Source organism: Acidobacteriota bacterium, assembly GCA_016184105.1.
Lineage (GTDB): Bacteria > Acidobacteriota > Vicinamibacteria > Vicinamibacterales > 2-12-FULL-66-21 > JACPDI01.
In genome coordinates, this window is the sequence record JACPDI010000034.1 from 1 (window position 1) to 24,901 (window position 24,901).

General features: G+C 69.9%; 22 protein-coding genes. 16 read left to right on the forward strand and 6 right to left on the reverse strand.

Annotation, left to right across the window (positions count from 1 at the left end; genetic code table 11):
• Together trpE and HYU53_12560 are read right to left on the reverse strand one after the other, a co-directional pair.
• Positions 1–1,431: anthranilate synthase component I (trpE, locus tag HYU53_12555; protein ID MBI2222023.1), on the reverse strand; the 1,431-nt coding region annotated here is incomplete at its 3' end.
• Entirely contained in the window at positions 1,412–2,824 is a 1,413-nt protein-coding gene (locus HYU53_12560) for a type I 3-dehydroquinate dehydratase (protein ID MBI2222024.1), read from the reverse strand. The genes HYU53_12560 and trpE, both read right to left, overlap by 20 nt.
• A 278-nt stretch (positions 2,825–3,102) precedes the next feature.
• On the opposite strand from HYU53_12560, the gene HYU53_12565 reads away from it, so the two are divergent.
• From HYU53_12565 to HYU53_12575, 3 genes are read left to right on the forward strand one after another with little or no spacing between them, the layout of a single operon-like run.
• Positions 3,103–3,741 (forward strand): hypothetical protein, encoded by a 639-nt coding sequence (locus HYU53_12565; GenBank protein MBI2222025.1) that lies wholly within the window; start codon positions 3,103–3,105, stop codon positions 3,739–3,741.
• A 42-nt stretch (positions 3,742–3,783) separates the two neighbouring features.
• Complete coding sequence (locus HYU53_12570; protein MBI2222026.1) at positions 3,784–4,953, forward strand: hypothetical protein; 1,170 nt, start codon at positions 3,784–3,786, stop codon at positions 4,951–4,953.
• 39 nt (positions 4,954–4,992) lie between these two features.
• Complete coding sequence (locus HYU53_12575; GenBank protein MBI2222027.1) at positions 4,993–7,194, forward strand: hypothetical protein; 2,202 nt, start codon at positions 4,993–4,995, stop codon at positions 7,192–7,194.
• Between the two features lie 50 nt (positions 7,195–7,244).
• Here HYU53_12575 and HYU53_12580 read toward each other — a convergent pair whose 3' ends face one another.
• Both HYU53_12580 and HYU53_12585 read right to left on the reverse strand, forming a co-directional pair.
• Positions 7,245–7,958, reverse strand: a complete 714-nt coding sequence (locus HYU53_12580) for a zf-HC2 domain-containing protein (protein ID MBI2222028.1) — start codon at positions 7,956–7,958, stop codon at positions 7,245–7,247.
• A complete protein-coding gene (locus HYU53_12585; protein MBI2222029.1) occupies positions 7,955–8,572 on the reverse strand; it encodes a sigma-70 family RNA polymerase sigma factor in 618 nt (205 codons plus the stop codon). The genes HYU53_12580 and HYU53_12585 overlap by 4 nt, the downstream gene beginning before the upstream one ends.
• Before the next feature lie 45 nt (positions 8,573–8,617).
• On the opposite strand from HYU53_12585, the gene HYU53_12590 reads away from it, so the two are divergent.
• Positions 8,618–10,000, forward strand: a complete 1,383-nt coding sequence (locus HYU53_12590) for a tetratricopeptide repeat protein (GenBank protein ID MBI2222030.1) — start codon at positions 8,618–8,620, stop codon at positions 9,998–10,000.
• Between the two features lie 17 nt (positions 10,001–10,017).
• Here the strand turns inward: HYU53_12590 and HYU53_12595 are convergent, their stop codons facing one another.
• A complete protein-coding gene (locus tag HYU53_12595) occupies positions 10,018–13,254 on the reverse strand; it encodes a sigma-54-dependent Fis family transcriptional regulator (protein ID MBI2222031.1) in 3,237 nt (1,078 codons plus the stop codon).
• 104 nt (positions 13,255–13,358) lie between these two features.
• Here HYU53_12595 and aroC point away from each other — a divergent pair, with 104 nt between their 5' ends.
• The 10 genes from aroC to HYU53_12645 all read left to right on the forward strand — a co-directional run bounded on the left by aroC (position 13,359) and on the right by HYU53_12645 (position 21,800).
• Positions 13,359–14,564 (forward strand): chorismate synthase, encoded by a 1,206-nt coding sequence (gene aroC / locus HYU53_12600; GenBank protein ID MBI2222032.1) that lies wholly within the window; start codon positions 13,359–13,361, stop codon positions 14,562–14,564.
• Positions 14,557–15,039, forward strand: a complete 483-nt coding sequence (def, locus tag HYU53_12605; protein ID MBI2222033.1) for a peptide deformylase — start codon at positions 14,557–14,559, stop codon at positions 15,037–15,039. The genes aroC and def overlap by 8 nt, the downstream gene beginning before the upstream one ends.
• A complete protein-coding gene (locus HYU53_12610; protein MBI2222034.1) occupies positions 15,033–15,992 on the forward strand; it encodes a methionyl-tRNA formyltransferase in 960 nt (319 codons plus the stop codon). Before def ends, HYU53_12610 begins: the two co-directional genes overlap by 7 nt.
• A complete protein-coding gene (gene rsmB, locus HYU53_12615) occupies positions 15,989–17,365 on the forward strand; it encodes a 16S rRNA (cytosine(967)-C(5))-methyltransferase RsmB (protein MBI2222035.1) in 1,377 nt (458 codons plus the stop codon). Before HYU53_12610 ends, rsmB begins: the two co-directional genes overlap by 4 nt.
• A gap of 14 nt (positions 17,366–17,379) precedes the next feature.
• A complete protein-coding gene (locus HYU53_12620; protein ID MBI2222036.1) occupies positions 17,380–18,102 on the forward strand; it encodes a PASTA domain-containing protein in 723 nt (240 codons plus the stop codon).
• Positions 18,099–18,770 (forward strand): ribulose-phosphate 3-epimerase, encoded by a 672-nt coding sequence (locus HYU53_12625; GenBank protein MBI2222037.1) that lies wholly within the window; start codon positions 18,099–18,101, stop codon positions 18,768–18,770. The genes HYU53_12620 and HYU53_12625 overlap by 4 nt, the downstream gene beginning before the upstream one ends.
• 57 nt (positions 18,771–18,827) lie before the next feature.
• Complete coding sequence (locus tag HYU53_12630) at positions 18,828–19,172, forward strand: acyl-CoA thioesterase (GenBank protein ID MBI2222038.1); 345 nt, start codon at positions 18,828–18,830, stop codon at positions 19,170–19,172.
• Entirely contained in the window at positions 19,169–20,113 is a 945-nt protein-coding gene (locus tag HYU53_12635; protein MBI2222039.1) for an NAD-dependent epimerase/dehydratase family protein, read from the forward strand. The genes HYU53_12630 and HYU53_12635 overlap by 4 nt, the downstream gene beginning before the upstream one ends.
• A gap of 215 nt (positions 20,114–20,328) precedes the next feature.
• The gene (bamD, locus tag HYU53_12640) at positions 20,329–21,054 is read left to right on the forward strand and encodes an outer membrane protein assembly factor BamD (protein ID MBI2222040.1); all 726 of its coding nucleotides are present in this window, start codon (positions 20,329–20,331) and stop codon (positions 21,052–21,054) included.
• Between the two features lie 2 nt (positions 21,055–21,056).
• Positions 21,057–21,800, forward strand: coding sequence for a hypothetical protein (locus HYU53_12645; GenBank protein ID MBI2222041.1), 744 nt, complete (start codon positions 21,057–21,059; stop codon positions 21,798–21,800).
• A gap of 1 nt (position 21,801) precedes the next feature.
• Here HYU53_12645 and pgsA read toward each other — a convergent pair whose 3' ends face one another.
• Positions 21,802–22,380 carry a CDP-diacylglycerol--glycerol-3-phosphate 3-phosphatidyltransferase gene (gene pgsA / locus HYU53_12650; protein ID MBI2222042.1) on the reverse strand — a complete coding sequence of 193 codons (579 nt, stop codon included), beginning with the start codon at positions 22,378–22,380 and terminating at the stop codon, positions 21,802–21,804.
• Positions 22,381–22,446: 66 nt separating this feature from the next.
• Here pgsA and HYU53_12655 point away from each other — a divergent pair, with 66 nt between their 5' ends.
• Entirely contained in the window at positions 22,447–23,526 is a 1,080-nt protein-coding gene (locus HYU53_12655) for an NDP-sugar synthase (protein MBI2222043.1), read from the forward strand.
• Positions 23,527–23,532: 6 nt separating this feature from the next.
• Positions 23,533–24,888, forward strand: coding sequence for a phosphomannomutase/phosphoglucomutase (locus HYU53_12660; GenBank protein ID MBI2222044.1), 1,356 nt, complete (start codon positions 23,533–23,535; stop codon positions 24,886–24,888).
• Positions 24,889–24,901: the final 13 nt, after the last annotated feature.

Sequence of the window (24,901 nt, forward strand, 5' to 3'; positions counted from 1 at the left end):
CTTGTCGCGTGTTTCCTCGTATTCCGCGGCCGGGTTCGAGTCGGCGACGATCCCGGCGCCCGCCTGAATGAACGCCGTGCGTCCCTGGATCGTGATCGCGCGGATGGCGATGCAGAAATCGAGGTTGCCCGCAAAGTACAGGTACCCCAACGCTCCGGCGTAAATGCCGCGCCGCGTGGGCTCCATCGAGGCGAGCAGCTCCATCGCGCGGATCTTCGGCGCGCCGGAGACCGTGCCTGCCGGGAACGTGGCCATCAACGCGTCGAGCCGGTCGTGCTCGTCGGAGAGCCGTCCCTCCACCCGCGAGACCAGGTGCATCACGTGCGAGAACCGATCGAGCGCCATGAACTCCGGCACCCGCACCGACCCGTATGCGCAGACGCGGCCGAGGTCGTTGCGCCCCAGATCCACCAGCATCACGTGCTCGGCGCGCTCCTTCTCGTTGCGCCGCAGCTCGTCGGCGAGCCGCAGGTCCTCCTCATCGGTGCGGCCGCGCGGCCGGGTGCCGGCAATCGGGTGCGTCTCGACGCGGCGCCCCTCGACGCGCAGCAGCATCTCCGGCGAGGATCCGACGATGGCGAGCGGCCCCATCCGGATGAAGTACATGTACGGCGACGGGTTCACGTGCCGCAGCGCCCGGTAAATCGTGAACGGCTCCGCCTCCACCTCGGCTTCGAACCGCTGGGAGAGCACCGCCTGGTAGATGTCGCCGGCCGCGATGTGCTCCTGCAGCCGCCGGACGGAGTCCTCGAACCTGTCCCGCGTGATGTTGGCGCGGATCTCGGGCACGGGGCGCCCGCCGCTCTCGCTCTGCGAGAGCGCGCGGTCCAGCTCCCGCTCCAGGAACGCGATCTTCGCGCACGCAAACTGGTACAGCGCCTCGAGGTTCTCCTCCGGCGTGACGCGTGCGTTCGCGATCATCAGGATGCGGTGCTTCACGTGGTCGAAGGCGAGCACCGTGTCGAACAGCATGAACGCCCCGTCGTCTCCCTCGGCCGGGGGAACCGTCGACCAGGCGCCCTGAAGCGCCGGCTCGAAGGAGGGGGCGGCGTCGTACGAGATGAAGCCCACCGCTCCGCCGGTGAACCGCGGCAGGTCGGGGACGAACGGCGCCTGCAAGGACGCCATCAGGCCGCGCACCTTTTCGACAAACGGCTCCTCACTTTCGACCGTCGTCCCCGACTGCTCGACGATCGTGCGCCCCCCGCGCGATCGCACCACCAGGAAGGGGTCCTTGCCGAGGAAGGAGTACCGGGCCACGCGCTCCCCGCCTTCGACGCTTTCGAGCAGGAACGAGTAGTCCGAATCCTCGGCGACCTTGAGAAAGGCGGAAACCGGCGTCAGCAGGTCCGCCATGATCTCCTTCCAGACGGGCACGAACGTGCCGCGCCGTGCGAGCTCGACGAATTCCTCAAACGACGTTTGACGCATGGGCCACTTTCCTGAACAATCCCGGCGCAGGCGGTTGTCCCGTCCACCACTCGAACTGCCGCTCCGCCTGCGCGATCAGCATCTCGAGGCCGCCGATGGTCCGGCATCCGGCGGCCGCCGCTTCGCGCAGCAGCCTGGTTACCGGGGGGTTGTAAACGAGGTCGTACACGATCCGGCCGCCGGAGAGCAGCGGCGCGGGCACGGGCGTGTCCTCCACGCGCGGCCACGTGCCCACCGGCGTGGTGTTGACGAGAAGGTCCCACGTTCCCGCGCCGGGCGGAAACGCCGCCACGGCGCCGCCGGGTCCCGCGAGCATTGCCGCCATGCGGCGGCGCCGCGCCGCGACGGTCACATCCGCCCCGCGGCTGCGCAAGGCGGCGACCGCCGCGCGCGCGGCGCCTCCCGCGCCCATGACCGTCGCGCGCACGCCGTGCAGCGACTCGTCGCGCAGCGCCTCGAGGAAGCCCGGCACGTCGGTGTTGGTCGCGTGCCAGCCATCGCTTTCGCGCTTCAGTGTGTTCAGCGCGTTGACGCTCTCCACCCATTCATCGCGACGCCGGACGCGATCGAGCAGCGCGATCTTGAGCGGCGCGGTCACGCTCACGCCGCTGACGCCAAACGCGTCGCCCGCGGCCAGGAGATCGTCGGCGCTGTCGGTCTCGAGCGGAACGTACACCGCGTCGAGGTCCGCGGCGTCGAAGCCGGCGTTGTGCATCGCCGGCGAGAGCGAATGCCCCAGCGGCTCGCCCGCGATCGCGTAGACGCGCGTGGCGGCCGAGACACGGCGGAACCGGTAGCAATCGAGCAGCGTGTCGAGCGGGATCTGCTCGCTGGGCGCGTCCCGCCCTGCGTACATCCAGACGCTGCCGAACCGCGACGCGAGGATGCGCGTCGTCGCTCCCTTCGGCCCCATTCCGATCACGACGAGCTTCTGGCCGGGCACGCGGCGCTGCAGCTCCAGCAGCCGCAGGGTGTCGGACAGCCGTTCGACGCGGACCGCAATCTTGACGACCTCGGCACCCATGGCCGCCATGGCGGTGAGGCGCGCGCCAAGGTCGAACGGGATCACGTCGAACTGGTGCATGGAGAGCACGATCCCGTGGCCGCCACGCGCGAGCACGAGGTCCTCGAAATCCGCGCGGCACTCGATGTCGACGTAATCCGCGTCTGACGCGATCGCGTCAGCCAGGATCCGCTTGCGCTCCTCCTCGCTGCCCGCAAACCGGCCCCCCTCCCAGCGCGGGCGGCAGGTCAGGATCACCGGCTTCTTGCGGCCCTCGAGCGCGCCCCGCACGTCGATCGCCTCGAGCGCGTCCAGACGCAGCTCGACCAGATCGGCCGACGCCTCGACGCGCGTGCGCTCCGCACGCAGATCCTCTAGCGTCGGCGCCATCACCGTGGCGCACACCAAAACACGAGCGTTCATCGTCAAAAACAAAAAGCCCCTTCAGCTGGTGGGCTGAAGGGGCTCGGAAGTCCGGTGGCTTGTTACGACTAAGCCTCAGTTCAACCCCTGCAGCCGCAGCGGTACCACCACCAGCGATAAAACGAGTGCGCGGCGTGGCGGGATGAGCAGGGCATCGGGGTAGATCCCGGAAGATAACAAACCGCCACGAAGAGTGTCAAACGCCCGTAGCCGGCGGGGCACGGCGCTTTATAATGGACTGACGCATGAAGACCTTGCTCAAAGGGATGCATTCGACGCTCCTGGCGGCCGCCATCGTCGCGGCGTGCTGGACGGCGGTGCCCGCCACCTCCGCCCTCATGGGGGTCGAGGAGGTCCGGCCCGGTATGACAGGGTTCGGCCGGACGGTGTTCGAAGGGACTGAGCCTCAGGAGTTCAAGGTCCGGATCCTCGGGGTCTTGCGAAACGTGGTGGGCCCCCAGCGGAACCTCATTTTGGCGCGCCTGGAGGGAGGGCCGCTCGCGAGCACAGGCGTGATGCAGGGCATGAGCGGCAGCCCGGTGTATATCGACGGGAGACTCGTCGGGGCCGTGTCCTACTCGATCGGCTCCTTTTCGAAAGAGCCCATCGCCGGGATCACGCCGATCGCCGAGATGACCGAAACGACGGCGCTTGCGCCCCGGCGCCCCGCCGTGCAGCGGGCCGCGCTCTCGTGGCCCCTGACGCGAGAGAGCGTCTCGGCGGCACTGCGCGCCGCCTACGATCGCGCCAGGCCCTTTGCCGACGCGCCGGGTGATGTCCAGGCGCTGGGGATCCCCGCCGGGGACGGCGCCAGGATGGGGGCGCAGTTGCGGCCGATCGCCACGCCGATGATCATGTCCGGCTTCGCACCGCAGGCGGCGTAGCTGCTGGCCGGGCCGTTCGCGGATGCGGGGTTCGCGCCGGTCATGGGGACGGGCGAGGGCGGCGACGAGGGAGCGAAGGTTGCGCGACGGCTGCAGGCGGGCGACGCGGTCGGCGTCAGCCTCATGAGCGGCGACCTCGAGCTCGGCGCGACCGGCACTGTCAGCTACGTGGAGGGCGATCGCGTGTATGCGTTCGGCCACCCGTTCCTTGCGCTGGGGCCGACCTCGTTCCCGATGACCCGCGCGCGCGTGTATACCCTGCTGCCCAGCCTCATGAGCTCATTCAAGATCTCGGCGATGGGCGAGGTCGTCGGCACCTTCGAGCAGGATCGTTCGACGGCGATCGCGGGAACCCTCGGCAAGGGCCCCGACCTCGTGCCGGTCCGCGTGACGCTGGAGTCGGGCCGCGGGCTGAAGAAGACGTTCTCGTTCGACATTGCGGACGACCAGCTCTTCACGCCGCTGCTGACCTACGTGGCCGTGTTCAACACGATCGGCTCGTACGAGCGGCAACTGGGCGCGGCGACCTACGGCATCAAGGGGCGCGCGCGCGTCACGGGCCAGCCGGATGTCGCCATCGAGGATCTCTTCGCCGGCGAGAACGCCGTGGCCGGCGCCGCGGCGGCCGTGGCGGGTCCGGTCACGTATCTGCTGACAAACGATCTCGAGAAGGTGGCCATCGGCGGCGTCGACGTGACGATCACGTCGTACGAGGAGCCGCGCATCGCGACGATCGAGCGCGTCTGGCTGGACGAAGTACGGCCGCGGCGCGGGCGGACCGTGCCGCTCAAGGTCCTGCTCCGCAGCTATCGAGGCGACGAGGAGATCCGCACGGTGCCGGTCGAGCTGCCGGCGAACGCGCCCGCGTCCGTCTCGCTGCTCGTCTCCGATGGCGCCACGCTGACCCGCTGGGAACAGCGCGAGCTGAAGCGGCCGGGGCAGCCGGAAAGCATCGCGCAGATGATTCGCGCGCTCAACACGACGCGCCGGAACAACCGGATTTACGTGCGGCTGGTTGCCGATGAGCCGGGCGCGGTCGTGCAGGGTGAGACGTTGCCGGCGCTGCCTCCGAGCGTGCTCGCCGTGCTCGAAGCCGAGCGCAACGGCGGCAGCTTCGCGCCGCTGCGCAACGCCGTGCTCGGCGAATGGGAGCTGGCGAGCCAGAAGGCGGTTTCCGGTTCGCGCGTGCTCACGGTTCGCCTCGATCCGTGAACCCGCGATCGGTGATTGATCCGATTTCCCTCCTCTACTATGAACCGCACCCTGCTTTCGGCGCTCTGTGTCTTCACGACGGCTGCGCTCGCGCATGCCGCCTCCGCAACGTTCTGGATCGTCGCCACGCAGGCCGAGTTCCTCAAGGGCGACGCCACGTCGCTGTCGGTTGACAGCGACGGGCGCCTGTCGCTGGGCCCCGCCCTCGAGCAGCTGGCTGAGACCTCCGCGCCCGTGCTGTGGGCCGTGATTCCCGCGCCCGATGGCGGGTACTACGTCGGCAGCGGCAATGAAGGCAAGGTGTTCCGCGTGACGAAGGACGGCCGGTCGTCCGTGCTGTTCGACGCCGCCGAGCTGGAGGTGCACGCGCTCGCAACCGCGCCCGACGGGGCCATCTACGCCGGCACCTCGCCTGATGGAAAGGTCTATCGCCTTGCGCCGGACGGCCGCGCGACGGTCATCTTCGATCCCGACGACAAGTACATCTGGGCGCTTGCGGTCGACCCCAAAGGCGCGCTGTTTGTCGCGACGGGCGAGAGGGGCGTCATTTACCGCGTCACGTCCGACGGCACCGGGGCGCCCTTCTACCGCACGCGCGCGACGCACGCGCTCTCGCTCACCTTCGATCGCGAGGGCCACCTGCTGGCGGGCACGGGAACACCCGGCCGCGTCTTCCGGATCGACGCCGACGGCCGGGGGTTCGTCCTGCTGGACTCGCCGCACCGCGAAGTGCGGGCGCTGCGCGTCGCCGACAGCGGCTCGGTGTACGTCGCCGCGCTCAGCGACCGGCCCGCCGCGAGCGGCGGCGACACGTCGAGCGATCGGGTCACGCCAGACTCACAGCGCACCACCACGCCGAGCGTATCCACCGAGATCACCGCCATCGCCATCGTCGACACGTCGCAGGCGGGCGCCGGGTCGCCTCCGTCGCGCGAAGGACGCCCGCAGCCGGCCAAGGGCGCGATTTACCGGATCCTGACCGACGGCGTGTCCGACATCGTGTGGACGTCGGAGGCCGATCTTCCGTACGACCTCGCCATCGACGCGCAGAACCGGCTGCTCGTGGCCACCGGCAGCGAGGGACGGCTCTACCGGGCGCAGCCAACCCTCCTGAGCGCGACGCTGCTCGGCCGCGTGGGCGCGCAGCAGGTCACGGCGGTCCTGCCCGTTGCCGATGGACAGTACGTGCTCGCGACGGCCAATCCCGGGAAACTCTTTCGCCTCTCGGCGGCGCGCGCCGCAAAAGGCACGTACGAGTCCGACGTGCGCGACGCATCCACCGTCGCCTCCTGGGGCACGATCAGCTGGCGCGCGGTGCTGAACGGAGGCCAGGTCGAGATCGCCACGCGGACCGGCAACACCGCGACGCCCGACGACACGTGGAGCGACTGGTCCCCCACCTACCGCAACGCCGAAGGCGACCGCATCGTCAGCCCGAAGGCACGCTACCTGCAGTGGCGCGCCGTCCTCACCGGGAACGGCGATGCGTCCCCGCTGCTCACCTCGGTGACGACCGCGTACCTGCCGCGGAATCTCCGGCCCGAGGTGACCGGCATCACGGTGCATCCGTCAGGGACGGTGTTTCAGAAACCGTTTTCAACCGGCGAATTCGAGATCGCGGGGTTTGACGGCGAGGGAGTAGACGCGCGCCAGGCGCAGACGAATCAACCCGGCATGCCGCAGGCGGCGCCGCTGCTCGGCCGCCGCATGTACCAGAAGGGACTGCAGACGTTCGTCTGGAAAGCGGAGGATGCCAACGAAGACCGCCTGCAGTACGACGTGTTCTACCGCCGCGAAGGGGACGCCACCTGGAAGCCGTTGAAGCGCGGCCTCCCGGACCCGATCGTGGTCTGGGACACCTCCATGGTGCCTGACGGCACGTACGTCGCCAAGATCGCGGCGAGCGACGCGCCGTCGAACTCGCCCGGAACGGCGCTCACGGGCGAGCGCGAGAGCAGCAGCTTCGAGGTGGACAACACGCCGCCGCGCGTGGTCTTCGGCGAGCGCACGCCCGCACCCGCCGGCCGCCTGCGTGTCTCCGTGCGCGACGACCACTCCCCTATCCAGCGCGTCGAATACTCGATCGAGGGGGATCGCTGGCGCGTGATTTACCCGGTTGACGGCATTCCCGATTCCCGCGTGGAGGAGTTCGAAATCGAGCTGGGTGAGGGCGCCGGACGGACGGTGACAATCCGCGCGACCGACGCGATGAACAACACGGCGACGATGACGGCGCGGTAGAACACGCGCCGGGGCCGAAGGCCAGTGGCCCCGACACGTTACCCGACACGTTATAAGTGCTGCTTCCCCCGTACCGTGGTGTGCGCCAGCAGCCACACCATGTTGACGGACACCGGAGAGCCCGCCTGTTCGGCAGGCTGGAAGCGCGCGCGCGACACGGCGTCGAGCAGTTGCGCCATGTGTCGCTTGTCCTTCTCGGTCGACAGCAACTCCAGGCCGTTCACGCGCCCCTCGCGCGTCACCATGGCGGAGAGCGCGAGCACGGCCTCGCCTTCGGTCATCGAATCCATCAACGCGGCCGGGACGACGTCGCCGGGGCTGGGGAGCCGCATGTAGGGATCCCGCGAGGCCAGCGCCTGGATCATCGCGGCCAGCGAGTCGTTGCGCTCGGGCGACGCGTACTGCAGCATCCCCGCCATCAGGACGCCGCACACGAGCGAGGCGGCTGCCGCCGCCATTCCGATCCACACGAGATGCACGTCGTCGCGGAACCGGTCGAGGCGGGCGGGCCAGCTCGCGTCGTACTCCTGCTTCGCGAGGCTCAGGATGTCGGCGCGCAGGCCGCGCAGGTCGACTTGATCGGCGCGGCTGGCCTGCGTGCCACGCAGCAGCGCGCGCAGATCATCGAGCGCGTCGGCCTCCTTCGCGCAGGGCGGGCAGCTCTCCAGGTGCGCTTCGACCGCGAAGAATTCTTCGATCGGCAGCTCGCGGTCGTGGAACGCGGTCAGCCGCCGCCGAACGGACGCACAGGTCAGCAGCTTCATACGCCCCTCAATTGCGCGCGCAGGCTTTCGCGGGCGCGCGCGAGCCGAGACTTGATCGTGCCGACCGCGACGCCGAGCGAGAAGGCGATCTCCTCGTAACTCAACCCGTCTATCTCGCGCAGCACGATCGCGGTCTTCTGGTCGAACGGGAGCCGGTCGAGCGCGTTGCGGAGCCGATCGCCGATCTCTTTCTGGCGCAGCACGCGGTCAGGCGACGAGCCCACGGCATCGCTCGGCAGCTCGCCGTGGTCGCGGACGTGGTCATCCAGGGAGACCTGCTGCGCCCGATGGCGGCGGCGCCACCAGCGCAGGCGGTTCTTCGCCTGGTTCACGGTGATGCGATAAATCCAGGTGCGGAGCGCCGAGTGCCCGCGGAAGGTGGGCAGCGTGCGAAACACACGCAGGAACACCTCCTGGGACAGATCAAGCGCTTCCTGAGTGTCACCGAGCAGGTTCAGCGCGAGCTGAAAGACGAGCCGTTGATGCTCGTCGACCAGCTCGGCACAGGCTTCTTCGTCACCCGCGGCGCAGCGCGCGATGAGCGAAGCTTCCCGGCTGCCTACCTCCGACCAGGTAAGGGCTGGGGCGGGTTTCACCGACAGTTCCTCAGCCATGGTAGCACCCTTCGGCGTCTGGTATCTTGTTTAGACACTAACTCCTTGAAACGGTTCCTGATCGGCCTGTTCGTCGTTGCCGCCGGCTTTGCCGCCGTCGCGGGCTATTCCGCCGCCTCCCAGGAGCGTGAATACCGGAAGCTCATTGCCGTGGGAGACGCGGCGCTCGGCCGGGACGACACCTACGTGGCGGTTGAAGCCTTCAGCGGCGCCATTGCCCTCAACCGCGACGCCATGCTGGCCTACCTGAAACGGGGCCAGGCGTACCACCGGCGGGGGGAGCTGCAGAACGCGCGGCGGGACCTCAGGATGGCCGCCTCGCTGGACCCCGCCTCCGTGCGGGTGTTCGAGGCGCTTGGCGACGTCACCTACGCCCTGCGCGAGTACGAGCGTGCAGCGGACGGCTATGCGCATAGCGTGCGGCTCGATGACACTTCGGCGCGCGTACTCTACAAGCTTGGCCTCGCCCACTACCATGCGGGGCGGCCCGCGGCGGCCTTGCAACCGCTCACGCGGGCGGTATCGCTCGACCCGCGCTACGCCGAGGCGCACTACGTGCTGGGCCTCGCGCTTCGGGACCTGGGACGCGCCAGCGAGGCGCTGGGCGCCCTGCGACAGGCCGTCTCGATCGCCCCGGCGCTGACCGAGGCGCGCGCCGAACTGGCCGCCCTATACGGCGTTCTCGGGCGCAGCCGCGATCAGGTCGAGCAGCTCGAGGCGCTGGCGGCGCTCGGGCCGCGCCCGGAACGCGCCGTCGCGCTTGGTCTTGCCTACGCTCGCGCCGGGCGGACGAACCAGGCGGTTCTCACGCTCGGCAGCGCGGCCGAGCGCTTCCCCGAGACCCAGCAGGTCTACGTCGCCCTGGGCCGGGTGTGGCTCGAATCCGCGGAAGCGCGCGGGGATCGGATCGCGCTCAGCAAGGCCATGGAGGCGCTGGAAGGCGCGCTGACGGCCGCAGACCCGAGCAGCGAGGCCCTGGCGCTCTTCGGCCGCGCGCTGGCGCTGTCGGGCGACGCCGAGACCGCCGAACAGACGTTGCTCGACGCATGCGCGCGTTCCCCCGTCGAGCCCCTCGCGTTCCTGTATCTGGCTGATGTCTCCGAGCGCCTGGGGCACGTCGATCGCGCGGGCGACGCGCTCGGCAGTTATCGCGCGCTCCTCGCTCCCGACGATCCGGTCGCGGAGCGGCTTGCGCCGTCGGCGAAGATCGGCGACCTCGCGTTGCGAAGCGGCGACGCGCCGACCGCCGTGCGATGGTACCGCCGCGCATCCGACGCCGCGCCGAACGACGTGCACTTGCTGACGCGCCTGGCCGAGGCGGCCTGGGGCGCGGGAGATCAGGATCTCGCCCGCCGCTCGGTCGCGCGCGGCCTCGAGGTGGCCCCCGGCGATCGCACCCTGCGGCTGTTGCAGCAGAAGGTGCGCTGACGCCTGCCGGCGACACGTCAGGCCGATTCCTGGATCGACAATCGGCGCATCAACTTGGCCAGCCCCTGTCGCGAGACGCCAAGCTCTCGCGCGGCGGCGGCGTGCCGTCCCCCGCAGCGGGCCAGCGCGGCGGCAACGAAACGCCGATCGAATGCCTGGCGTGCCTCTTCCAACGACGTGCCGGACGTCGGCGGGTCTGCGCCGGCCGGCGCGCGGTCGACCAGGGCCGTCACCTGTTCCGCGCCGACGCGGCCGCGCGGCACCTGCACGGCGAGCGCCGCCATCACGTTCTGCAGCTCACGCACGTTGCCGGGCCAGTCGTACCGGGCCAGCGCCGCGAGCGCCGCAGCGCCAAGCGCCGCGCGGCTCCCGGCCCGCTCCGTCGCAGCCTGCCAGCAGTGCGCGGCAATGAGCGGAATGTCCTCCGGGCGCTCGCGCAGCGCGGGCACCGCGATCCTGATCACGGCGAGCCGGAACAACAGGTCCCTGCGGAAGCGCCCCGCCCGCACGTCATCTTCCAGGTTGCGGTTGCTGGCGGCGACCACGCGCACGTCGGCACGCCGGGTGAGATTCTCTCCAACCCGCCGGACCTCTCCATCCTGGAGCACGCGAAGCAGCTTGGTCTGCGCACGCGGCGACAGCTCGCTCACCTCGTCGAGGAACAACGTGCCACCGTCCGCCTGCTCGAACAGCCCGGCGCGGTCGGCGTGGGCACCGGTGAAGGCGCCGCGCGTGTGCCCGAACAGTTCGGCCTCGAGCAGGTCATCGCTGAGCGCCGCACAATTGATGGCCACGCAGGCGCGGCTGCGTCGCGGGCTGGCCGCGTGGATCGCGCGGGCGACCAGCTCCTTGCCCGATCCGCTCTCTCCCTCGATGAGCACCGGGAACGGCGAGCCGCCCGCGCGCGCCACGGTCTCGCGGAGCCGGACGATCCCCGGCGAGCGCCCGACGATGCCGTCAGCATCGGCGCGCGCGGGCGGCTGAACGCGGCGCTCGAGCAGCGCCCCGAGCGCCGGCACAGCGAACGCGGCAGCGGCCGTGACCAGGAGAAACCCGTCGCGTTCCGGCGTCCGGGCCAGCGTCCACCTCGCGGCCAGGCTGCCGATCACCTGTTTCGCCGCTCTGAGCGGAACCGCCGCTTCGATGCCGTCCCCGGCGTCCCACGGCGGCTGCGGCGCGCGGGTGACCAGGACACGTCGCGCCGCAGTGATGGGATCGCTTGGCCCGGCACACGCCACGCGCACGCCATCACGATCGACGATGTGCACCGCGCGCGCTCCAGTCCGGTCCTGGAGCCATCCCCCCAACGCCTGGAGGAGCGTCCCGGGATCCGCGCTCGTGTCCTGGAGATGCACGAGCCGCGCGAGTTCGGCGCCGAGCGTGACGGCCGGGGTCTCGGTGCCCGGCACAATCAGCGATCTGGCGCCCGTCGCGGTCACAAACGATCGCACCCGCTCGGCGTACTGCTGTCGGTCCCTGGCTGACGGGTGCACCCGTGCGCCCATGAGCCAGAGGCGGGCGCGGGTCAGGGGGACGACGCGCGGCGCGACGGCAAGCAGCCGGTCGACCGCGCGGCGGCCCGGGTCGACACCGCAGGCGTGGATCGCTTCGAGCGCCGCGGCCCGAATCCGCGGAATGCGGACCAGCGTCCCGGCGCGCCGCGCCGCCGCGATAGCCGCCGACGCGTGATGTCGTACCGCGTCGCGATGGGCAACCTTGCCGTGCGACGCCATGAGCACCTCCAGCGCGCGGGCGCCCAGATCGGAACTGCCGTGTCCTTCCGCAACCCGGAGCGCGGCGCCGGCGAGCCGCGCGGCGCGCGGCAAGTCCTCCTCCGCGAGCGCGACCCGTGCCCGGAGGCAGTCTGCCGCCGCCCGCGCGAGCGGATCGACGACGGTCCCGACCGGCGTGAGGCAGCGTTCCACCTCGGCGTACCGCCCCTGCCAGTACAGGCATCGCGCGAGCGCGAGCGAGGCGCGAACCGGATCCAGCGCGCGCGCCGCTCGCAGGAGCGACTCGGCGGCCTCGAGCGCGCCGCGCTCCACGTGAATGCCGGCAAGGCCCAGCGCGGACTCGATCGCGAACGGATCGTCCACGGCATGCCCCCTGGCGGCAAACAGCGCCTGCGCGGCGTCCAGGCGCCCGCGCCCGGCCAGCATCCATCCGAGCCTGAGTTCCGCGGCGGCCGCGACGTGACTCCGGTCGCGCCGTGCTGCGCCCGCGGCGATCTGCCGCAGGTCTCGTTCCGCCGCGGCCCGCCGTCCGGCCGCGCTCAGCCGGTCGGCGGCGGCCAGCATGTCGGCCCACGGATGCTCGATCCGCGAACCGCTGTCGGCGGGCTCCGCACCCGGCGCGTACGCCGCCCGGGCCTCCGCCACCCGGAGGGCCACCGCGGCCGTCCTGCCGAATCGCAGCGCGTCTACGAACGGGCCCGGAAGACCACCGCTGCGCGCGGCGGCCTCGCTCACCGCTCGGGACGCAAGCGAGCCCGGCGGGTAGATGCTGGCCGCCTTCATCAGTTCGTCTGCGCCGAACGGCGAGAGCCGCAGCCGCGCGTCGGACCACGCGCGCGCCGGCCCCAGTCGCAGCAGCACGTGGCCGGCGGCACACGCGCGGGTCAGGCGAAGCAGCCACTGCTCGCCCGCGCGCGCGGGCAGACGTCCATCCGAAAGCAGGAGCGCGTGCCGCCCATCGAGCAGGCGGACGAGCAGCGGATACCGCTCGAGCACGACGAGGGACACCGGTGCAAAACCGCGGCGGCGGCCATCGGCGGCCACCGCCCGGAGAAACGTCGTCGCGCCAGCCCCCGGTTCCGCTGCGCAGTCGACCGCTCGCGGCTGGCCCGCCGACGCTTCTTCGAGCAGCTCGCCGAAGAGCAGGAGCGCGCGCCGCGGCAGCAGGCGCATGCCGATACGCGGCCGGCCCATGAGGCGAGGAGCCGCCGTGTGCTCGCAAGCGCCGGAGACACCCGCCTCTGCGAGAAACGCGCACACGGCCTCCGGCGCCGCCGCGCACGGGCCGCAGTCGCGGCGACGCTCGTACGCCTCGAACCGCGCGGCGCCCGCGCTCCCGTAATCCAGGAGAGACGGCATGTCCTCGTGCCACAGCGTCACGAGCCGTGCGCAGGCGGCCGCCCATAGGCGCTCGTCGTGCGCCTCGCAGGCGGGCAGGCACCGCAGCATCACGCTGTCGCCGGTCGCCAGATCGATCGTGTCGCTGCCCGTTTCGAGAAACCTGTCTGCGACAATCTTCATGCGCCTCACGATGTGCAAGACGGCCTCCGCGCGGGAATGTCAGGAAAAGCGCCCAACGCGCCCCCGAAGTCGGCAAAAACTTCGATGTAAAATACGCAGCAGTGCTGCGCTTTCTCACCGCCGGCGAATCACACGGACAGGCGCTCGTCGCCATTCTCGAAGGGCTTCCCGCAGGGCTCCGCCTGGATCCAGCGGCAATCGCGGCGCAGCTTGCGCGCCGCCAGCGCGGGTACGGCCGCGGCCGGCGCATGGCCATAGAGACGGATCGCGCGGAGATCCTCTCCGGCGTGCGAGGGGGCGAAACCATTGGCGGGCCGATCTCCCTCCTGATCAGGAACCGTGACTGGGAGAACTGGCAGCGGTCGATGGCCGTCACCGAAACCGTCCCGGAAGGGGCGAAGGGGGCGGACCGCGCACCCGTCACGCGGCCACGGCCCGGACACGCGGATCTTGCCGGGGCGGTGAAATTCGACCGGGCCGACATCCGCGACGTGCTCGAGCGCGCGAGCGCGCGCGAAACGGCGGCGCGCGTCGCCGTGGGCGCGATTGCGGCGCAGTTCCTCCACGAAGTCGGCATCGACATTACGAGCCATGTCGTGGCCATCGCCGACGTCGCGCTCCCTGCCTCCCACACCATCTCCTTCGAGCGGGCGGCCGCGCTTCCCGACGACTCGGCGCTGCGCTGCGTGGATGCGGCGCTCGAGCGGAAAATGACGGCCGCCATCGACCGCGCGCGCCAGGCCGGCGATACCGTGGGGGGCGCGTTCGAGGTCATCGCCCGCGGCGTGCCGCCGGGACTCGGCAGCTACACGCACTGGGACCGCAAACTGGACGGGCGGCTTGCCCAGGCGCTCATGTCGATTCACGCGATCAAGGCGGTCGGTATCGGCCTTGGGGCCGAAGGGGCCGCGCTCCCCGGCTCGCAGGTGCACGACGAGATTCTGGCCGGCCACGCGGCCGGTGAATCGGGCCCCTGGAACTGGAACCGCCCCACCAACAACGCAGGCGGCCTGGAAGGGGGTGTGACCAACGGCGAGGAAGTCCGCCTGACCGCCTTCATGAAGCCAATCTCCACGCTGATGAAGCCGCTGCGCTCGATCGATCTCAGGACGATGAAGGACGCGCCTGCGACCATCGAGAGGAGCGACGTGTGCGCGGTGCCCGCGGCCGCGATCGTGGGCGAGGCGATGATGGCGCTCGTCCTGGCCGACGCCTGCCTCGAGAAGTTCGGTGGCGACGCCATGCGCGACGTCACCGCCGCCTACGCCGCCTGGCGCGAACGCCAGGAGGCGCGTTTCCGCGATGCTTAGGCCGATCCTGCGCTACGGCGACCAGGGTCTCCACGTCCCCGCGCAGCCCGTCGCCTCGATCACGGCGGACACGCAGACGCTCATCGACGACATGATTGAGACGCTGTATGCCGCGCCGGGCGTGGGGCTTCGCCTGTTCGTGATCGACCTGTCGGTCGGCCGCGCCACGGGCGACCTCATCGTGATGATCAATCCCGAGTTCGTCGAGCGCGACGGCATGCAGCTCGAGGAGGAGGGCTGCCTCAGCGTGCCGGGCTTCAATGCCACCGTCGTGCGGCCGGCCCGCGTCGTCTGCGCAGGCCTGGACCGGGACGGCACGCCGCAGCGCGTCGAAGGGACCGAGTTGCTCGCGCGGGCATTCCAGCACGAGATGGATCACCTCGAAGGCACGCTCTTCGTGGACCGCCTGCGCGGCATCAAGCGCGACATGATCGTCCGCCGGATCCAGAAGCTCAAACGAGCAGGCCGATGGTGAGGCTGCGGCTCGCGTTTCTCGGCACGCCGGCGTTCGCCGCCGCCGCGCTGGACCGCCTGCTCGGCTCGCCGCACGAGGTCGTGGGCGTCGTCACGCAGCCTGACCGGCCGCGCGGCCGGGGACAGAGATCCTCGTTCAGCCCGGTGAAGGCGCTTGCCGCCGGGGCGGGGCTGCCCGTCCTGCAGCCGGAGCGCCTCAAGGCGCCGGAGTTCCACGAGGCCTTCCGTGCGCTCAATGCGGAGCTGGCCGTGGTGGCCGCCTACGGCCGAATCATCCCGGATGAGGTCATCGCAACGCCACGCCTTGGGATGATCAACATCCACGCGTCGATCCTCCCGGAGTACCGCGGTGCCGCGCCGATCCACCGCGCGGTGATCGCGGGAGAGGTGGAAACCGGCGTCTCAATCATGCGTGTCGTGCGCGAGCTGGATGCCGGCCCGGTGTTCGCCGTCGCGCGCCGTCCGATAGGGACCGACGAGACCTCCATCGACGTCGAGCAGGCGCTTGCGCGTGCCGGCGCGGATCTGTGCGTGGAGGTGATCGACGCGATCGCGGCCGGCACCGCCGTCGAGACGCCCCAGGACCATGCCCGGGCAACCTACGCCCCCCGCCTGACGCGGGAAGAAGGATGGCTCGACTGGGCGCTGCCGGCAATCGACCTGCACAACCGGGTGCGGGGGCTCCAGCCGTGGCCCCTTGCGCAGGGGGTGTTGGCCGGGCAGCGGCTGCTGTTCCTCCGCAGCGCCGTCGCCCGGCCGCCGTATCGCGCGAGGCCGGGCGAGGTGCTGGCCGCCGGGGGTGATGATTTCCTGGTGGCGGCGGGAGATGGCGCCCTTCGGCTGGTCGACGTGCAGCCCGAAGGCCGGCGCGTGATGACCGCGCGCGAGTTCCTCGCCGGACGGCCGGTCGTCCCCGGCGCGCGATTCGAACCGCCTCTCCGGACCCTGCCGTGATCGCGCCGGCACGGCGAGCCGCGTACGACGTGCTCCGCGCCGTGTCGATGGGCGCGCTCGATCTTCCGGCGGCGCTTGCCGCGTCGCGCGACCACCTGCGGGATCCCCGCGACCGCGCGCTCACCGGCGAGATTGCGGTCGGCGTCCTGCGGTGGCGCGGAGCGATTGACGCGATCGCCGCCCGCCTCGTGCGCCGGCCGCTGGCGAAGGTCGATCCGGAGGTGGTGGACATCCTGCGGATCGGCATCTACCAGCTCTGGCACCTGCAACGCGTGCCTCCGTCGGCGGTCGTGAACGATGCGGTGCAGCTGACGCGCGTGGCGCGCCGCGGTCGTGCCTCCGCGCTCGTGAACGCCGCGCTGAGGGCGTTCGGCCGATCGGATCCCACCACGCTCCTCCCTGCGCGACCGGTGGATTCCGGCGCCGCGACCGGGCCCGCGCTCGACTATCTGTCGGTCGCGCTCTCGCATCCTCGCTGGCTCGCGTCCCGCTGGCTCGCGCGGCACGGTTTCGACGCCACCGAACGCTGGCTGCGCTTCAACAACAGCGCCGCGCCGCTCACCCTTCGTGTGAATACGCTCAAGTCGGCCGCCCACGCCGCGGCGGCGGGAATGGATGCTGAAGGCATCACGACGGAAGCTGCCCGCCGGGCGCCCGACGCGCTGGTCGTGCGCGACGGCAATCCGCTTCTCTCGAGCCGGTTTGCCGCGGGTGAGTTCATCGTGCAGGACGAGGCCTCGCAGCTCGTCGCGCTGATGGCGGGCGCGCGGCCGGGCGAGCGCGTGCTCGACGCGTGCGCCTCGCCGGGAGGCAAGAGCGTGGTCATGGCGTGCGAATCGGACGGTCGCGCGCAGATCGTCGCGGCTGACGTGCGCGACAAGAGAATTGCGCTGCTGCGCGAGACGTTCCGCCGCACCGGCGTGCACGCGCACGTGCTGCAGTTGGACCTGCGCGGCCCGGCCCCCTTCGGCGCCAACTTTGATTGCGTGCTCGTCGACGCTCCCTGCTCCGGCCTTGGCACCGTTCGTCGCGATCCGGACATCAAGTGGCGTCGCGAAGAGGCCGATCTCCCCGCGCTTGCCGGCGTGCAGGTGCGGCTCCTGCGCCACGCCGCCGCCGCGGTGCGTCCCGGCGGACGCCTGGTGTACGCCACCTGTTCGAGCGAGCCGGAGGAAAACGACGGCGTCGTCGAAACGTTCCTGCAGCAGCCGGAGGGCTTCACCCCGGCGGCGCGCGCGGAACTGGCGGGGCTGCCCCGCTGGCCAGTACTGGCGGGCGTCTGCGACGACCTAGGCCGCCTGCGCACGCTCCCGCACGTGCACGGCCTCGAAGCGTTTTTCGCCGCTGTATTGGTCAAAGGGAACGCGCTGTAGTACGATTTTTCAAAATGCCTCTCAAGACCCGCGTCTGGAGCGCAGGCAAGCTGCTGTTGCTGGCCGGTGCGCTGCTGGCCACCTATGCCCTGTTCGCCGCGGCGTCGATGCGGCTGGCGCTTCGCACGCGCGAGGTCGTCCTGCCCGACCTGCGGGGGCGCACGGTCAGCGAGGCCACCTCGGTGCTCAGCGAGGCGGGCGTGAGACTTCGCGTGGAAGAGCCCCGCCGGCTCGATCCCAAGGTGCCCGCCGGACGCATCATCGCGCAGGAACCGGGCCCCGGTTCGCCGGTGCGCCGCCAGCGCGGCATCAAGGTGTGGATCAGCGCCGGCGCGCGGGCGACCATCGTGCCGGCGCTTGAAGGACAGACCGCCCGGAGCGCTGAATTACGGCTGAAGCAGGACGGGTTCGAGATTGCCGACATCGCCGAGATCCGCAGCGCCGAGTACACGCCGGATGCCGTCGTCGCGCAGGAGCCCCCCGCCCAGACGAGCGCGACGCGCGTGGCGCTGCTGGTCAACCGCGGCGAGGCGGGCGCCACCTACGTGATGACGGATCTGATCGGCGTCGACGGCGACCGCGCGGCCGACGTGCTTCGCGCGCGCGGCTTCCGGGTCGCCGTCGTCAGCCAGCAGTTGTACCCCGGCGTGCCGGCCGGCGTCGTCATCAGGCAGTCGCCGCAGGGCGGTTTCCAGATCGCCCCCGGAGAGGCGATCTCGCTGGAGGTCAGCCGGTGATCCGGATCGCGCCGTCGATCCTCTCAGCGGACTTTGCCGCGCTGGGTGCCGCCGTGCAGGCGGCGGAACGCGGCGGCGCCGATCTGATTCACGTGGACGTCATGGACGGCCATTTCGTGCCGAACATCACGGTCGGCGTCCCGGTCGTGCGATCGCTCAAACGGGTCGCGCGCGTGCCGCTCGACGTTCATCTGATGATCGAGGAGCCGGACCGCTACATTGCCGATTTCGTTGCCGCCGGCGCCGCGATGATCTCCGTCCACGTGGAGGTGCTGCCGCACCTGCACCGCACGCTGCGGCACATCCGCAGCCTCGGCGCGAAAGCCGGAGCGGTGCTCAACCCGTCGACGCCGGTCAGCGCGCTCGAGGAGGTCGCCGGCGACGTCGATTTCGTGCTGGTGATGTCGGTGAATCCCGGGTTCGGCGGACAGACTTTCATTCCGCGCAGCGAGTCTAAAATCCGGGTTGTGCGTGCGCTCCTGGACCGTGCCGGCAACGCCGCCCCGATCGAGGTGGACGGCGGGATTGACGCCACCACGGCGCCGCGCGTCGTCGCGGCCGGCGCCGAGATCCTCGTCGCGGGCCAGGCGATCTTCGGCGCGCCGGATCCGGCCGAGGCCACGCGCGCCCTTCGCCGCGCCGCCGAAACGGCGCAGGCGCGTGCCTGAGCCCGCGTGCGGTCTTCCATTTCCATCGTGCGTGTCCGTTATGCCGAGACCGACCGGATGGGGGTCGTGTATTACGCCAATTACCTGGTCTGGTTCGAGGTGGGTCGCGCGGACCTGATGCGGGCGCTCGGCCGGACGTACCGGCAGCTGGAGGAGGATGGTGTCATCCTGCCGGTCATCGAGGCGCACTGCGAGTATCGGCAGCCGGCGCGGTACGATGAAGAGATCGAGATCCGCACGACCGGCGAGGTGCTTTCGCCGGTGCGGATGAAATTCAAGTACGACGTCGTGCGGCGTGTTGATGGCGCCCCGATCGCCTCGGGGCATACCATGCATGCCGCGGTCGATCCGCGCGGGAAACCCACGCGCCTGCCGGAGGACCTGCGAAAGGCATTTTCATGAGGGCGCTGATCACGGGGGCGGCGGGCTTCATCGGCTCGCACCTGGCCACCACGCTGCTCGACCGGGGTACGGACGTGACGGGCGTCGATTGCTTCACGGACTACTATCCGCGGTCGACGAAGGAATCGAACCTGCGGCCGCTGGCCGGCCGGCCGGGCTTCCGGTTCGTCGAGGCTGCGCTCCAGAGCGCGGATCTCGGCGCGCTGCTCGAGGGGCGGACGCACGTCTTCCACCTGGCGGCGCAGGCGGGCGTCCGAAAGAGCTGGGGGCGCGATTTCCAGACCTACACGACGAACAACGTCGAGGCGACGCAGCGGCTCCTCGAAGCGTGCGTGGACCGGCCGCTCGAACGGGTCGTGTACGCGTCCAGTTCGTCGGTCTACGGCGACCACGTCAGCATTCCGATGAAGGAAGACGCGCTGCCGCAGCCGGTGTCGCCGTACGGCGTGACGAAGCTGGCAGCCGAGCAGCTCTGCCACCTGTATTTCGTGAATTACGCCGTGCCGACCGTCTCGCTGCGCTACTTCACGGTGTACGGGCCGCGCCAGCGTCCTGATATGGGATTTCATCGATTCCTGAGGGCGGCGCTCGCCGGCGGCACGATCTCGCTGTATGGTGACGGCGAGCAGACGCGGGACTTCACCTACGTCGCCGACGCGGTGGCTGCCACAATTGCGGCGGCCGAGCGCGGCGTCGCCGGGCGCGTCTACAACATCGGCGGCGGCTCGCGCGTGTCGATCAACGAGGTGCTCGCCATCGTCGAGCGGTGTGCCGGCCGCCCGCTGAACATCCGGCGCGAGCCCGCGCAGAAGGGGGACATGCGCGATACGTACGCCGACACGACCGCGGCGCGCCGCGACCTCGGGTTCGCCCCGAAGACCAGGCTCGAGGACGGCATCGCGGCCGAGTGCCGCTGGCTGGAAAGCTCACTGACAGCATGAACACACAGATCGCAGAGTCGTTCGAGAACGCCGCTGGAAACCACAGAGACCCAGGGGCACGGGGACGCACAGAGCACCCCTCGCCGCCGGCGCTTCGCGCCGCCCGGATCGCCCGACGAAGTCGGGCCAACGGCGAGGAGCCCGCCCTCCGCGCGTCGCTGCGCCGCCGTGTCTCCGTGGTTTCCCTCGGCGCTCTCGTCTGCCTTCTCTTCTCCGTGTCCTGCGCCTCCGGTCCCAAGCGGATCCCGCCCGGCACGGCGCAACCGGACAAGTTCCTCTTCGAGCAGGGCACCGCGGCGTTGAACGACCGGAAGTTTCTGACGGCCCGCGACTATTTTCGCGAGCTGGTGGACAGCTATCCCCAGAGCCAATACCGCGCGGATGCCAAGCTCGGCATCGGCGACAGCTATCTGGGCGACGGGACGACGGAAGCGAGAATCCTGGCGATCAGCGAGTTCCGGGAGTTCCTGACGTTCTTCCCCACACACCCGCGTGCGGACTACGCGCAGTTCAAGCTCGCGATGGCGCACTACTACCAGATGCAGAACCCGCAGCGGGACCAGACCGAGACGAAGGAAGCCATCCAGGAACTCCAGGCCTTCATCGAGCGGTACCCGAACAGCGGCCTGATGCCGGAAGTCCGCACCCGGATGCGGGAGGCCAAGGATCGCCTGGCCGAGTCCGACTATCAAGTTGCGGTCTTCTACTACCGAAATCGTTGGTACCCGGGGGCGGTGGAGCGGCTCAAGTCGCTGCTCGCGCGCGACCCCGAGTACACGTATCGGGACGCGGCGTACTACCACCTGGGCGAGGCGCTCGTGAAACTGGATCGCGCGGCCGAGGCCCTGCCCTATTACGAGCGGCTCGTGAACGAGTTCCAGAACAGCGAGTATCTCGCCGAGGCGCAGAAGCGCATCGCCGAGCTCAAGAGCAGGAGCTGACCATGACCGGTCCTCGTTGCATCACCCGCCTGGCGCTGGCCGTGATCCTCGGCGCGCTGCCGGCGGTGCCCGCGGCGGCCCAGACCACCCTCTCGAACGAGGCACTGGCGATTGCCTGCGGCCCGCGCGCGTCGTACGAGCCGCCCGACATGAAGATGACGGTCGGAGGCTCCCTGACGGGCGCAAAAGGCGTGTACGCGCCGTGGCATCGCATCGTGATCAATGCCGGGAGCGAGGAGGGCCTGCGATCCGGGCAGGAGTTCTTCGTCCGCCGGATCGTGCCGCCGCGGGAGCTTCCCAGGCAGGGTGAGAAGCCCGTGCACGCCGTCTCCACCGCAGGCTGGATCCGCATCGACGACGTGCAGTCGCACCGGGCGATTGCATCCATCCTGCACGAGTGCGACGGCATCTCGCCGGGGGACTTCCTCGAGCCGTTCGCCGTGCCGAGCGTCCCCACGCCGCTGCCGGAGGGCAAGCCGGACTACACCGAGGCGGGACGCGTGCTGTTCGGGGCCGAGCGGCAGAACCTGGGAGGGTCAGGCTCGCTTCTCCTGGTGGACCGCGGCAGCAACCAGGGCATTCAGCCGGGCCAGCGCTTCACGATCTACCGGCCCAGCGACGCAGGGCCGAACGTCATCGTCGCGCGCGCGATGGTGGTCGCGCTGCAGCCGGATGTCTCGATGGTCCGCGTGGAAGACATGCGCGACGCCGTGATGGCGGGCGACTTCGCCGCGCCGCACAAATGATCTAGGCGACGTTCCGGGTGACTTTCCCCCCGGAGAGCACGGTGTTGAAGCGGCGGTAGTAGTCGATCGCCGACACGACCGCCGCCACCACCACGACCCACAGCGCGATCCTCCCGAGCACGAAAAAGCCCTGCAGGTGGTCCCGGCCGAGGATCAGCAGGAGGATGGCCACCACCTGCGACGCCATCTTGAACTTGCCCAGCGGGGACGCGGAGATCGTGACGCCGCGCGCGTGCGCGATGCTGCGCAGCACCGTGACCGCGAACTCGCGCCCGAGGATCACCGCCACCATCCAGGCGGGAGCCAGGTCCATCTGCACGAGCGAGACGAGCGCCGCGGTGATCAGCAGTTTGTCGGCGAGCGGGTCCATGAGCTGCCCGAGCGTGGTGATCTGCTTGCGGCGGCGCGCGAGATAGCCGTCGGCCCAGTCGGTCAGCGCGGCGAGCCCGAAAATCGCGGCGCCGATCAGTTCTTTGCGGATCCCGAAAATCAGCCGCCCCTCGAACTTGGTCAGCAGCACCACGACGAGCAGCGGGACGAGAAAGATGCGGATCGCGGTCAGTGAATTCGGCAGGTTCATTGGTGCGGGGCCGTTCGGAGGATTCTATCAGGAGAGCGTTCTGTTGTGATGTAATGAGCGTTTGCCATGAAAGCCATCCTCCTTGCCGGCGGGAAGGGCACGCGACTTCGTCCGCTGACGCTGCACACCCCGAAGCCGATCGTGCCGATTTTCGACCGGCCGTTTCTCTATTACCAGATCGACCTGCTCCGCCAGATCCCGGAAATCGACGAGGTCATCCTCAGCCTCAATTACCAGCCGCGCCGCATCGAGGAAATCTTCGGCGACGGACGCGACGCCGGGATCCGCATCCGGTACCTCGTTGAGCCGAACCCGCTCGGCACGGGCGGCGCGATCAAGTACGCCGAGCAGTACCTCGACGACTCGGTCGTGGTCTTCAACGGCGACGTGCTGGCGCAGGTGAATCTCGCCGAGGTGCTGGCGCTTCACCGCGCGCGCCGCGCGCGCGCCACGATCGTGCTGACGCCGGTCGACAATCCGCGCGCGTACGGGCTCGTGGAGACCGACCGTGACGGCAACGTGCAGCGGTTCCTCGAGAAACCGGACCCCGACCAGATCACCTGCGACACGATCAACGCGGGCATCTACGTGCTCGAGCCCGGCACCTTCGATCGCATTCCGAAGGACACCACGTTTTCGATCGAGCGCGGCTACTTCCCCTCGCTCGTCGAGCGCGGCGAGACGTTCGTCGCCTACATCTACCGCGGGTACTGGATCGACATCGGCACACCGGCGAAGTATTTGCAGGTCCACAGGGACATCATGGACGGGCGGTTCATCGCGCCCCCCTTCGACGCGGTCGGCAGCCAGCCGTGGATCTCCCCCGACGCGCGCGTCGAGGACGGCGCCAGGCTCGAGGGGCCCTGCTTCGTCGCCGAGGGGGCGAACATCAAGCCGGGGGCGCGTGTCGGGCCGTGGTCGGTCATCGGCCGCCAGTGCCATATCGAGGAGGACGCGGTCGTCGATGGCGGCATCCTGTGGGCGAACAGCTGGGTCGGACGCGAGGCGCTCGTCGGCGGCGCCATCCTCGGCCGCCATTGCCACGTCGGTCGGAACGTCGTCGTCCCCGACGGCGCGATTCTGGGCGACAAGTCCGTCCTGACCGACTACACGCGATGCGAGCCCCCGGCGGGACCGAGAGGCTGAGCGCACATGGCAGTGAATCCCGGAATCTTCAAGGCCTACGACGTCCGCGGAATCTATCCGGACGAGGTCAACGAAGAGGTCGCCTACCAGATCGGCCGCGCGTTCGTCGCGTACCTGCACGCGGGGCGAATCGCCGTGTCGCGGGACATGCGCCTCTCGTCGCCGTCGATCGCCAGGGCCTTCATCGACGGCGCCCTCGACCAGGGCTGCGACGTCGTGGACTACGGCTTGATGGGCACCGACATGCTCTACTTTGCCGTTGCACGCGACGGACACGACGGGGGCGCGCAGATCACCGCGTCCCACAATCCGAAACAGTACAACGGCATGAAACTGGTTCGGCGGGAGGCGTTCCCGCTGTCGGGCGACGCGGGTATTTCAGACATCCGCGACGCGATCGTGAGCGGCGGGCTGCCCGCCAACGCGGCGGCGCGGGGGCGCGTGTCGGAAAGCCGCGTGCTCGAGGACTACGTCAGGCACGTCATGTCCTTCATCGATCCGCCGCTCATCAAGCCGTTCAACGTGGTTCTCGATGCCGGCAGCGGCATCGGCGGGCTCGTCGCGCCGCCGCTGTTCGACCGCCTGCCGTGCCGGACCACTCGGCTGTGCTTCGACGTGGACGGCACGTTTCCCAATCACGAAGCGAACCCGCTCATCGAAGAGAATCGCCGGGACATCACCGAGGCGGTCCTCGCCGAGCACGCCGACATCGGCATCGCGTGGGACGGCGACGCCGATCGCTGCTTCTTCATCGACGGGGACGGCGAGTTCATCGCCGGCGACTTCGTGACGGCGCTGCTCGCCGAGGCATTCCTCCTGAAGCACCCGGGAGCCAGGATCGTGTACGACGTCCGCGCCAGCTACGCCGTCAAGGACATCGTGGCGCGCTACGGGGGCACGGCGCTCATCAACCGCGTCGGCCACGCGTTTTTCAAGAAGCGGATGCGGGAGGAGAACGCGATTTTCGGCGGCGAGGTGACCGGCCACTACTACTTCCGCGACAACTTCTACGCGGACAACGGCTTCATCCCCGCGCTCCTCATCCTCGAGCTGATGTCCAAGAAGGGGCAGACGCTCGCCGAGCTGCTCGAGCCGCTGCGGAAGAAGTACTTCATCTCGGGCGAGATCAACACGAAGCTGCCGGACATGGCGCTGGTGCAGCAGAAACTCGACGAGCTGGAACGGCGTTACGCGGACGGCCACATCACGAGGATGGACGGCATTTCCGTCGAGTACCCCGACTGGCACTTCAACGTCCGCCCCTCCAACACCGAGCCCCTGCTGCGGCTCAATCTCGAGGCGACCACCGCCGGCGAAATGGATCGGCGCCGTGACGAGGTGCTCGGGCTTATCCGCCGGTGAGGTAAAATGGACG